Annotated in this window: 11 protein-coding genes; 6 read left to right on the forward strand and 5 right to left on the reverse strand. The window is 61.9% G+C overall.

All coding sequences use genetic code 11. From position 1 onward, the window contains the following. Window positions 1-8: 8 nt before the first annotated feature. From EL234_RS08610 to EL234_RS08625, 4 genes are all read right to left on the reverse strand, one after another. The gene (locus tag EL234_RS08610; protein ID WP_126417062.1) at window positions 9-2,030 is read right to left on the reverse strand and encodes a M3 family metallopeptidase; all 2,022 of its coding nucleotides are present in this window, start codon (window positions 2,028-2,030) and stop codon (window positions 9-11) included. A gap of 34 nt (window positions 2,031-2,064) precedes the next feature. Continuing rightward, window positions 2,065-2,883, reverse strand: a complete 819-nt coding sequence (locus tag EL234_RS08615; RefSeq protein ID WP_126417063.1) for an LD-carboxypeptidase — start codon at window positions 2,881-2,883, stop codon at window positions 2,065-2,067. Further along, a complete protein-coding gene (locus tag EL234_RS08620) occupies window positions 2,880-4,037 on the reverse strand; it encodes a glycosyltransferase family 4 protein (protein ID WP_277870827.1) in 1,158 nt (385 codons plus the stop codon). The genes EL234_RS08615 and EL234_RS08620 overlap by 4 nt, the downstream gene beginning before the upstream one ends. Window positions 4,038-4,150: 113 nt before the next feature. Next, a complete protein-coding gene (locus EL234_RS08625; RefSeq protein ID WP_126417064.1) occupies window positions 4,151-4,879 on the reverse strand; it encodes an IclR family transcriptional regulator in 729 nt (242 codons plus the stop codon). Between the two features lie 72 nt (window positions 4,880-4,951). On the opposite strand from EL234_RS08625, the gene leuC reads away from it, so the two are divergent. The 4 genes from leuC (at window position 4,952) to murA (ending at window position 8,959) form a co-directional block, all read left to right on the forward strand. Beyond that, on the forward strand, window positions 4,952-6,358 hold the full coding sequence (gene leuC, locus EL234_RS08630) for a 3-isopropylmalate dehydratase large subunit (RefSeq protein ID WP_126417065.1): 1,407 nt from the start codon (window positions 4,952-4,954) through the stop codon (window positions 6,356-6,358). Window positions 6,359-6,384: 26 nt separating this feature from the next. Beyond that, window positions 6,385-7,041: a 3-isopropylmalate dehydratase small subunit gene (leuD, locus tag EL234_RS08635; protein WP_126417066.1), complete on the forward strand. Its 657-nt coding sequence runs from the start codon at window positions 6,385-6,387 to the stop codon at window positions 7,039-7,041. A 284-nt stretch (window positions 7,042-7,325) separates the two neighbouring features. Then, on the forward strand, window positions 7,326-7,511 hold the full coding sequence (locus EL234_RS08640) for a hypothetical protein (protein ID WP_126417067.1): 186 nt from the start codon (window positions 7,326-7,328) through the stop codon (window positions 7,509-7,511). A 128-nt stretch (window positions 7,512-7,639) separates the two neighbouring features. Beyond that, complete coding sequence (gene murA, locus EL234_RS08645) at window positions 7,640-8,959, forward strand: UDP-N-acetylglucosamine 1-carboxyvinyltransferase (RefSeq protein WP_126417068.1); 1,320 nt, start codon at window positions 7,640-7,642, stop codon at window positions 8,957-8,959. Window positions 8,960-8,965: 6 nt separating this feature from the next. On the opposite strand, the gene EL234_RS08650 is transcribed toward murA, so the two are convergent. Next, window positions 8,966-9,652: an AMIN-like domain-containing (lipo)protein gene (locus EL234_RS08650; RefSeq protein ID WP_126417069.1), complete on the reverse strand. Its 687-nt coding sequence runs from the start codon at window positions 9,650-9,652 to the stop codon at window positions 8,966-8,968. 157 nt (window positions 9,653-9,809) lie between these two features. Here EL234_RS08650 and EL234_RS08655 point away from each other — a divergent pair, with 157 nt between their 5' ends. Next, entirely contained in the window at window positions 9,810-10,919 is a 1,110-nt protein-coding gene (locus tag EL234_RS08655) for a D-alanine--D-alanine ligase family protein (RefSeq protein ID WP_126417070.1), read from the forward strand. A 187-nt stretch (window positions 10,920-11,106) separates the two neighbouring features. Next, window positions 11,107-11,649, forward strand: a complete 543-nt coding sequence (locus EL234_RS08660; RefSeq protein ID WP_126417071.1) for an NADPH-dependent FMN reductase — start codon at window positions 11,107-11,109, stop codon at window positions 11,647-11,649. Window positions 11,650-11,655: the final 6 nt, after the last annotated feature.

Raw genomic sequence — 11,655 nt, forward strand, 5'->3', positions numbered from 1 at the left:
CTGGCATCTCAGGCGAGTCCGCGGCGTTCCAACAACGCTTCAGCTCGCGGCTCCCGGCCGCGAATCGCCACAAACGATTCCATCGGGTCGCGCGAATTACCGCGGCTCAGCAACTCCGTCAGATACTTCTCGCCAGCTGTGCGGTTGAGCCCGCCGTCGCCGTCAATAGCGCCCTCGGTACGGAACCAATCCTCCAGATCGCCCACAAGCACTTCGGCCCACATGTACGAGTAGTATCCGGCGTCGTAGCCGCCACCAAACGTGTGAGCAAAGAACGCGGAACGATACCGCGGCGGAACAAGCTCGTGTGCCACGCCAAACTCGGCAAGGGCGTGAGCCTCGAACTCGTCCACATCAGCGGGAATCTCATCCGGGCCGAGCCGGTGCCAGGCCTGATCAATGAGAGCGGCAGCCACAAACTCGGTGGTGGCAAACGCCTGCCCGAACGTCGCGGCCTCAGTTAGCTTTGCCACCAAGTCAGCCGGAAGCGGCTCGCCGGTGGCGTGGTGGACGGCGTAGTTAGCCATCACCTGCGGATGGTAGGCCCACATCTCATTAAGCTGCGAGGGCATCTCCACGAAATCCCGGGCCACCGAGGTACCAGCAAGCGAACGGTAGGTTGTACGCGAAAGCAGGCCGTGCAAGGCATGACCAAACTCGTGGAACACCGTAATCACGTGATCCCACGTGAGTAGCGTGGGCTCGCCGGGCGCAGGCTCAGCGAAATTGCAGTTGTTGAGGATCACGGGCTTGGTGCCGTCATGCGTGGAGGCGTCCACCGCCGAGTTCATCCACGCGCCACCCGACTTACCCGGGCGGCGATAGAAATCAGCCTGGAACAAGCCGATGCCCTCGCCGTTCGGGTCAAACACTTCCCAGGTCTTCATAGTGGGCACGTAGCCGGCGATGTCATCCCGCTCTTTAAACGTGATCCCATAGAGCTTTTCCGCTGCGTAGAAGATGCCGTTTTCCACCACGTTGTCAAGCTTGAGGTAGGGCCGTAGCGCGTTATCGTCCAGACCTAGGCGGGCGCGTAGCTTTTCCTGATAGTAGGTGTAGTCAGCGGCGGTCAACTCGCAGCCGTCCGCGGCCGCCAGCTTCTCCAGCTCTTCGCGGTCGCGGTCCACGGCCGCCACGGCCTTAGGGGCAACCGAGCCCAGCAGATCGACGATGGCCTGCGAATCCCTGGCCATACCGGCCTCGGCGACGGCCTGCGCGTGGAACGGATAGCCGAGAAGTTCGGCACGCTCGGCGCGCAAGCGCGCAATATCGAGCACGGTCTGGCGCGTGTCCGAGCTTGCGTGCTCGCCAAGACCGCGCGACATCGACGCCTCCAACACCTTCGCCCGCGACTCCGGCCTCACAAGATCAAGCTGCAGGGTCTGGTTCGTAAAATTCTCCAAGGCGAACCGATACGTGCCATCCTCCTGCTTCGCAGCTTCGAGCCGATCCGCCGGAACGCCCTCGAGCTCCTCGGCGCTATCAAACACGGGGGCGTTGTCCTCCATCGCCTTGACCACACGCTGCGAGAACTCCACTTCGAGGGCAGACAGTTCGGCGTCCAGTTCGCGCAGCCGAGCCTTCCCGGCGTCGTCGAGTTCGATACCCGACAGGCGGAAGGCCTTGATCTCTTCCTCCACGTATCGGCGGGTTTCCGGATCCAGATCGGCGACGTCGATCGCCACGAAACGCTCGTAAATCCGCTTATCGAGCCGGTAGGCATTGCCGTGCTCGGTGAGCATTGGCATGAGCTCGGCCTGCACGGCCTCCAGCTCGTCACCGCCAATCGACGAGACGAGCGTGAACGCGGCATTGAGCGCCAAATCGAGCGCTAACCCCGAATCTTCCAGCGCGTGAACCGTGTTCTCGGCAGTGGCCTGCTCCGGGTTCGTCGCCACGGCCTCCCACGCCTCCCGTTGCCGAGCCATAAGCTCGGTGACAGCCGGCAAAATATGTTCGGGCTTGATTGCCCGCCAATCCGGCACGCGGTAGGGAAGGGTGGATTCGCTAAGAAGAGGGTTATTCGTCATGGCGTCCATCATACGGACTGATAGCGACGAATCGTTAGCCGATGGTCACAGGAGCACTATCGCGCGAGTGCCCGACCTGCGGCGCCTCCCACACGTCGAGCCCGGTGATCTCACGTGCGACGCCGATCAGCGCCTCGCGTTCGCCGTCGCCGTCTATCGCGGTGAACTGGCCGAGGATCAGCCCAGCCGCGCGGTCGAACAACCTCAGCTGGCGCATTTGCTCCATGTAGGAGGCGCACGCCTCCAGCCCCGGCCCTAGCCCCTCGAGCAAGACGAGCCGGCCGTCCGCGTTCGGCCAAAACCGCGTGCCCGCCAGCTTGGCAAAACAGCGCACGTTACCCCCGATGATCGGCGCCTCGGGAAGCGGGCCCTCGCCGGTGATCTGCGGGCGGATAGGTGCGCCGTCGAGAATCGCCGCGATGTCACCCGCCCCGCGCACGGTCACTGTTCTGGGATTCCACAATACCGCGCGCTGCCCGTCGACTACCGTGATCGCGTTGACCACGGTCGACAGGTCGGAAAACCCGGCGAACGGTTTCGGGTTCGCCCGCACCACGCTCCAGTCGATGAGCTCCAGCACCTCGTTCGCGAGGTCGCCGCCGGTCACGTCAAAAATAGCGTCCACGGCGTCATCAGCAAAAAGTTCCGTCACCACGTCCGCTCGCACCTGCGGGGGTATTCGCCACGCTCGGCCAGCGCCTGCCGTCGATTCGCACCCGGTGAAGCGGTCCACCATCCGCGTATCGACGCGATATCCGGCACTTTCGACGACGCCGCGCCAGTTATCCAGCTCGTCGCGTAGCCACGCAAGCGGCGGGTTCGAACAGCCAGCCAGGGCAATCGTGGCAGTCACGACAGCAGCTCCAGCAACGGCTTAGCCACATCCGACCAGCGCCACTTAGCATCCACCCACTGCCGGCCGGCCTCGCCCATCTCTTTGGCACGCTGCGGATCGGAGAGGAAGTAATCGACGGCCGCCACGATTGCTGGCACCGAATTGCCGTTGACCACAAGACCGGTTTTCCCGTTGAGCACGGCCTCGGGCGCGCCGCCCGAATCGCCGGCAACCACGGGCAGCCCTGCCGCGTAGGCCTCCAAGTAGACGATCCCCAGCCCCTCGATATCTAGCCCGCCGCCGCGGGTGCGTGCGGGCATCGCGAACACGTCACCAAGCGAGTAATGCGCCGGAAGTTCGCTGTAGGGCACTTCGCCCGTGAACACAATCGAACTCGACACGGGCGAGCGCGCGGCCATCTGCTCCAGTTTGCTGCCGTACGGGCCCTTGCCCACGATCACAAGCTTCGCCTGCGGGTGATTGGCCACCACCGACGGCCACGCCTCAATCAGCCGATCTTGACCCTTGCGTTCCACCAGCCGGGAAATACACACGACGACGGGCGCGTCGCCCAGCCCGTAACGGGCACGCAACTCGGCGCGCGCCTGCTCGTCAAACGCGAACTGTTCGGGATCAATCGCTCCGTGCAGCTGCATGATCCGCGTGCCACCAATGAAAGGCTTGAGCCGCCGCAAAGTGGCCTTCGTCAGGTAGGTGACCACGTCGGCGTCGGCGAACACCTTCTCCAAAATCTGGCGGGCGCCGGGGATCATCGACCAGCCGATTTCATGCCCGTGAGTGGTGGAGATAACCTGAGCGGCTCCGGCCTCGCGTGCCGCGTTCGCCAAAATCCCCAGCGGAGCGGCGGCTCCAAACCACACGTTGTGGACTTCGTGCTCGTGAATAACCGCCTGCATCTGCCGCTTGACCTCGGGTGTGGGCAACATGACCGTGCCGGGATAGCGCACCACCGTGTACGCCTGGCGTTCATCGTAGTCGCGGGCGAGCTCGGCACCGCTAGCGGCGTCGGAATCTGGGGGAGTGGACGCATAGACGACGAGCTGGGCAGGATCGAGCTCTCCTACGAAACCTTCGAGGAAGGTTTGGATACCTCCCGCACGCGGCGGGAAATCGTTGGTCACGAGCAGCGTCTTCTTCATCCCTGAGTCCATGCCTTCAGTCTATCTGGCTCCACCGACGAGTCTGGCGGCCAACGGCGCGAAAATCAGAGCTCGCCTGCGCAGATCAAAGTTCCGCCGTGATTGTCGAAGTTCCGCCGCGCTTGTTACAGTTCCTCGGTACGCTTGAGAATCTCCGTAAGCCGGTTTGCTGCAGCGACGACGGCGGCCGCATGCTGGCGTCCAGGCTGGCGGCCCATGCGTTCCACCGGCCCGGAGATCGACACGGCAGCAATCACGCGCCCCGACGGCCCGCGCACAGGCGCCGAAATAGAGGCGACCCCTGCTTCACGCTCGCCAATCGACTGAGCCCAGCCACGGCGTCGTACCGCTGAAAGAATCGTGGCCGTAAACTCTGCTCCGTGTAGGCCGCGATGAAGCTTATCCGGCTCTTCCCATGCCAGCAGAACTTGCGCGCCCGAACCGGCGTGCATCGACAGCGTGGCACCCACCGGGATCGAATCACGCAAACCCATCGAACGATCCGCGGCGGCCACGCACACCCGCTGGTCGTTCTGGCGGCGGAACAGCTGTGCCGACTCGCCCGTGTGGTCGCGCAAAGCTGTGAGAACGGGCGCAGCTGCAGCAAGGAGACGATCCTCACCCGCAGCCGACGCGAGCTCAGAAAGCCTCGGCCCAAGCGTGAAGCGCCCCTGCACGTCGCGAGCCACGAAACGGTGATATTCCAAGGCAACCGCAAGCCTATGTGCGGTGGGGCGGGCAAGGTGAGTTGCGTTGACGAGCTGGGCGAGCGTGAGCGGCCCGGACTCCAGTGCTGATAAAACTAGTGTGGCCTTGTCTAGAACTCCGACGCCACTTCCGCTACGATTGTCCATACCCTGATATTCTCATCTCAAGAGATGAGATGCAAGCTAGTTTTGTCAGTAGTTCAGTAAAAGTGAGGAAATATGAGCGGCACATTAGCAGAAAAAGTATGGCGCGATCATATCGTCAAAAAAGGCGAGAACGGTGCGCCCGACCTCCTTTACATTGACCTACAGCTTGTTCACGAAGTGACCAGCCCGCAAGCCTTCGAAGGCCTGCGGCAGGCTGGGCGTAAAGTTCGCCGCCCCGATCTGACTATCGCGACCGAAGACCACAATACGCCCACGGTCAACATCGACCTGCCCATCGCTGATCCCACCTCGCGCACGCAAATCCACACGCTGCGTAAAAACGCCGAGGATTTCGGCGTGCGTCTGCATTCGTTGGGGGATGCCGACCAGGGGATCGTGCACGTCGTCGGCCCGCAGCTGGGCATCACCCAGCCGGGCATGACCATCGTGTGTGGCGATTCGCATACCTCCACGCATGGCGCGTTCGGCGCGCTCGCCTTCGGAATCGGCACCTCCCAGGTGGAACACGTGTTGGCCACCCAAACCCTGCCGGTCGCGCCGTTTAAGACGATGGCGATCAACGTCAACGGCAAGCTCAAGCCAGGCACCACCGCGAAAGACATCATTTTGGCCGTCATCGCGAAAATCGGCACGAACGGCGGCTCGGGCTACGTGCTCGAATACCGCGGCGAGGCCATCCGCAACCTCTCCATGGAGGGGCGGATGACGATCTGCAACATGTCGATTGAAGCCGGCGCGCGTGCTGGCATGATTGCCCCCGACGAAACGACCTTCGAATACATCAAGGGCCGCCCGCACGCCCCCGAGGGCGAAGAGTGGGACGCGGCACTCGAATATTGGAAGACTCTGCGCAGTGACGACGACGCCGTGTTCGACGCCGAAGTGGACCTCAACGCAGACGACCTGGAACCTTTCGTCACCTGGGGAACCAACCCCGGACAAGGCATTCCGATCTCCGGCGAGGTTCCCGATCCTGCCGACATGGGCGACGAGACGCTGCGCGCAGCAGCCGAGCGCGCCTTGGAATACATGGACTTGGAGCCGGGCACGAAGATGCGCGATATCGCCGTCGACACCGTGTTCATCGGCTCGTGTACCAATGGTCGAATCGAAGACCTGCGCAGCGTGGTCAACGTGATCAAAGGCAAGAAGAAGGCGGAGGGCGTGCGCGTCATGGTCGTACCCGGCTCGGCGCGTGTTCGCCTGCAGGCCGAACAGGAAGGCCTGGACAAGGTGTTCCTCGACTTCGGCGCAGAATGGCGCAACGCCGGGTGCTCGATGTGTCTGGGCATGAACCCGGATCAGCTCTCGCCAGGTGAGCGAGCGGCGTCGACATCGAACCGTAACTTCGAAGGCCGCCAAGGCAAGGGCGCGCGCACCCATCTGGTCTCGCCGCTCGTGGCAGCAGCGACGGCCGTGCGCGGCAAGCTGTCAACGCCGGCTGACTTGGTCGACTAAATCTCGAGGACTGGGGGAGTTAAAGCATGGAAAAGTTTATTAAGCACACCGGCGTTGGCGTTCCGCTGCGCAGGTCGAACGTGGACACCGATCAGATCATTCCCGCGGTTTTCCTCAAGCGAGTATCGCGCACCGGCTTCGAAGACGCGCTGTTTTACGCGTGGCGCAAGGATCCCGACTTCGTGCTCAACAAAGAAGAGTACAAGCGTGGTTCAGTGCTCGTGGCCGGGCCAGATTTTGGCACCGGTTCCTCGCGCGAACACGCGGTCTGGGCACTCAAAGACTATGGTTTTAGGGCCGTGCTCGCGCCGCGTTTTGCCGATATCTTCCGCGGCAACTCGGGTAAGCAAGGGCTCGTGGCCGGCGTCGTCGCTCAAGAAGACATCGAACAGCTGTGGAAGATTCTCGAGAACGAACCCGGCACGGAGGTGACCGTGGATCTGGAAAACCGGCAGGTGCATGCCGCTGGTTTCACGTGCTCGTTCCAAATCGATGACTACACGCGGTGGATGCTCATGGAGGGCCTCGACGACATCGGCATCACCTTGCGCGACGAAGAGCTCATCACCGAGTTCGAACGCAACCGGCCGAGCTTCAAACCGAAGACCCTGCCTGCGAAAACAGCGGGGGCCGAGCATGTGGAATCGGCGCGGCCCGTGGGAGCAGACGACCAGCTGGTCTAGCGCACCGGCTGACCGTGGAGCGCGTCCGGCTTCTTGAGGAGTTTGAGATTTCTGTGCAGGCGAGCGTTCCGCGCTCGTGGATTTACGCGCAGCCATGCATGAGAGCGGACGCCAGGCCGTTGTTATTCTTCATTCGCGGACGAACATGGATTGCTTCGACGAGGTTGTGAACCTTGACGAGCTCTAAGCCACAAGGTAGCTTTATTGCAAGAGACACGAAGCAATACGCAAGCATGGCGGCGTGATCATTCTTGAGTAGTTGTGGTAAAGCGAAGCAGGATCCGATGAAGAATCAGTCTATTCCGAAACGCAAATGGGCATTCTTCGCTTTCTACCTTGGGGTGGCTTGTTTCGCCGCGACAGGTGTTTTTCGTGACCACGCCGTGATTTGTGTGGCGATCGGACTAACTCTCCAGGCCATCGCATTGGGATTATTCATATCAAGCGAAAAACAGCGCCCGAAAACGTGAGCACCTGACCTTCTGGAAAACTCATCGGCTCACCCGAACGATACACGCTGATCACCCGGCGCGACGCACACCTCATAGGAATCGCCGCCCGATGCCGGTAAGATGGCAGGACTGGCAGGAAGGTGGATATGGCTGGAGTGTTGAAAGTGCGCGGCGGACGCCCGCTCACCGGTGAGATCCGGGTGCGTGGAGCGAAGAACCTCGTATCGAAAGCGATGGTCGCAGCGCTACTGACCGACGAAACATCCGTGTTGCGCAATGTTCCGTTGATCCGGGACGTTGACGTCGTCTCTGAGCTTTTGCGTATGCATGGTGCGGAAGTTGACTACGATCAAGCCGCAGGAACCGTGACGATCACGCCGGCGAGCCTGCACCTGCCCGACCCGGCAATGGTGGACGAACTTGCTGGCTCCTCGCGTATCCCTATCCTGTTTTGTGGTCCGCTCCTACATCGGCTGGGGGAGGCCTTCATCCCTGATCTTGGCGGCTGCCACATCGGCGATCGCCCGGTCGACTTCCACCTGCGGGTGCTGGAGGATTTCGGCGCGATACGCGACGAACAAGAACTCGGCCTGCACCTGACAGCCCCGAGCGGTCTGAAGGCCCGCAAGGTGAAACTTCCGTACCCGTCTGTGGGCGCCACCGAGCAGACCCTACTGGCCGCGGTACGCGCCAAAGGCATTACCGAGCTACGCGGTGCGGCCGTTGAGCCGGAGATCATGGATCTTATTGCCATCTTGCAGAAGATGGGCGCTCTTATCACCGTGGATACGGATCGCACGATTCACATCGAAGGCGTCGAGCGCCTACACGGGTTCACACATACCGCCTTGCCGGATCGGATCGAGGCTGGCTCGTGGGCGGCCGCCGCGCTCGCCACGAAGGGTGATATTACGATCCTTGGTGCCGTCCAGGATCCCATGATGAACTTCCTCAACGTCTACCGCAAGGTGGGCGGGGAGTTTGACGTGTTCGACGGCGGAATTCGCTTCTGGCATCCAGGTACGCCGCTTCGTAGTCTTCCGATAGAAACAGACGTGCATCCTGGCTTTATGACTGACTGGCAACAGCCGATGGTCGTGGCACTCACGCAGGCAGAGGGTGTGTCCATCGTGCACGAGACGGTGTACGAAAACCGCTTCGGGTTCACCAAAGCGCTGAATAAGATGGGCGCGAAGATTCAGGTTTACCGCGAGTGCCTCGGCTCTAAACGCTGCCGATTCGGGCAGGCGAACTTCTACCACTCGGCAGTCATCCAAGGCCCCACGCCTTTGCAGGCAGCAGACATCACCGTGCCCGATCTGCGCGGTGGATTCTCGCACCTCATCGCGGCGCTGGCTGCCGAAGGCGAGTCCAACGTTGCAGGCATCGACTTGATCAACCGCGGCTACGAGCACTTCATGCAAAAGCTCCAGGCGCTCAACGCCGACGTCGAACGGCTGGACTAACCGGCGTTACGGCTTGTCAAAGAAGATCGTTAACGTCATCGGATCTTCTTTCGTTTCGATGCGGTATGGCATGTCTTCATCCGCGCCGATGACGATTGAGTGCATGCCTTCGAACGGCCCGCTCACATGTGAACCCGTCAGCCCTGAGGGATATTCGGGATTAACAATAAGTTGCGGGTCTGTAGGTTCGGGATAGCGGATGCCAGACACGAAGATCTGCAACGCGCGCTTCCCGTTCACATCGATGGGCAGCCCGGAACCTTCCTCGACCGCCAGCTCGGCCTCGGCCCAACCATCCGTATACCAGTCGATCATCTCGCCAGCGCTCGCGTCGTACTCAATGGTGAAGTATCCAGGCCCCTCAGCTGCTGCAATTGGTAGAGCCTGACCTAAAGAATGCGGCCAGTTAGGCGACTGTGATGGTTCGTTCGGCTTGAGATAATCGCCGGTACGCTGGGCGACTGAAACGTCTGGCAAAGCTGGTTCCTCGGGGCTAGGGCTGGGCGTCACCTCGTCGGTGGGAGTCGGCTCCGGAGTCGCCGTGGGGCTTGCCGACGCCGACGCCGTTGTCGCACTCGGCGTGCTTTCGGCCTCTTCAGAAGAGTTCGAGCACCCGGAGAGCGTCAGCGCCACCACTGCGCACAGCCCAAACAGCCGCTTGCCGAGATACAGCTTAGTTTCCGATGTGGTCATGACAGCCACCGCCTTTCTATGTGATCTACGTCAAGGCTACTATGGGGCTCCGACACAATTCTTGGCGGGCAAGCCTTTCTCACCATCGTGGCGCGCTACTCTCGCTATCGCGGGCGCGCTACTCTCGCCCAGCAGGCAAGGCAGGTAGAATCGCCACGTGAAGAAAATTCGACTAGCACTCATCTATGGCGGCACCTCCGGCGAACACTCCATTTCGCGTATTACCGCGGGCGGGATTTTGCGCGCACTCGATCCGCAGCGCTACGACGTCGTCTCCATCGGCATTCGCCCTGACGGCACGTGGGTACCCGGCGAGGTCGACCCCGCCGCGATGACGATGGACAGCGGACTGGGCGAAGTTCCCGAGTCGGATCGCCGGATCGTCCTGCCACCGGGTGATGGCAGCCAGCCGCTTCTCGAACTTTCCGCGGACGGCACGGACGCACGCGTACTCGGCCCGATCGACGTGGCCTTCCCGGTTCTTCACGGCCCATTCGGCGAGGATGGCACGATCCAGGGCCTGTTCGAAATGGCCAACGTGCCCTACGTGGGGTGCGGCGTGCTCGCGTCCGCCGCGGGCATGGACAAAGACATGATGAAGAAAGTGCTGGTCAGCGCCGGTTTGCCGGTCGGCCCGTACGTCGGGGTGACCGCCCGCCAGTGGCGCACCGAACGCGACCAGGTGCTTGCCGCCGTCGCCGAACTCGAATTCCCGGTGTACGTGAAGCCGGCTCGCGCGGGATCCTCGCTTGGTATTTCGCGAGTGGAGCGTATCGACGACGTCGCCGCGGCGGTCGACGAAGCACAGCGCCACGATCCGAAGGTCGTCATCGAACAGGGCATTGCGGGCCGCGAAATCGAGGTGGCCGTGCTCGGCGGGGGAGCGGACGGCCCGGCGCGCGCCTCCCTTCCCGGCGAGGTGCTGCTGGAGGCGCCCACGGCCGGCTTCTACGATTTCGAAAGCAAGTATGTAGATACCGACGGGCTGACGATGTCGATCCCCGCGCAGATTTCACCTGAGACCACGGACGCCGTGCGCGAGCTGGCGGTGCGCGCCTTCGACGCCTTCGAATGCGAGGGGCTCACCCGCGTGGACTTCTTCGTACGTGAATCCGGCGAGGTGCTCATCAACGAGATCAACACGATGCCCGGTTTCACACCATTTTCGATGTACCCCACAATGTGGGAAGCCACCGGCATTCCCTATGCCGAGCTCATTGACGAGCTCGTGAGGCTCGCCCTCGACCGCCCGCGCGGCTTGCGCTAAGCGGCCAGCAGTTTGCGCTAACTGACCAACGGGGGAGCCGGCACTAAACTCGAAAGCCGCCTAGACGGCGTCGTGATACACCACACACTAAAAGAAGTTGAATATTCAACCGTTGCAGTTTAGAATTATTACAGAAAACAGGTTAGTATTGCCCTTGAGGCACCCTCAAACAACGGAAGGTTCCATCATGAAGATCGCTTACGTCGTCGGATCGCTGTCCAAAGACTCCATCAACCGCGCACTGGCAGAAGCCATCGTGGAGCTCGCGCCGGAAGGCGTAGAAATGGTCGAAGCCGAGATCAAGGATCTCCCGCTGTTCAACCGCGACAACGAACACGACTTCCCCGAGCCCGCCCGCAAGTTCAAGGACCTCATGTACGAAGCCGACGGCGTCCTGTTCATCACGCCCGAGCACAACCGCTCCTACTCGGCTCCGATCCACAACGCGATCGAGTGGGCATCGCGCCCCTACGGTGAGTGGCCGCTGGCCGGCAAGCCGGTTGCGACGGCCGGACATTCGCCGTCGGGCATCGGAACCGCGCTCGCTCAGCAGCAGCTGCGCTCCTCGCTCCTGTTCTTCGGCCCGAAGCTCATGAGCCAGCCGGAGGCCTACATCGACGGCACCCGCACCGGCGTGCTTGAAGACGGCAAGATCACGAACGAAGAATCGCGCGCCGTGCTCAAGCAGTTCATCGAGGCGTTCGCGCAGTTCGTCGAAGCTAACAAGTAAAACTTA

It is taken from the genome of Trueperella bialowiezensis (assembly GCF_900637955.1).
Classification (GTDB): domain Bacteria; phylum Actinomycetota; class Actinomycetes; order Actinomycetales; family Actinomycetaceae; genus Trueperella; species Trueperella bialowiezensis.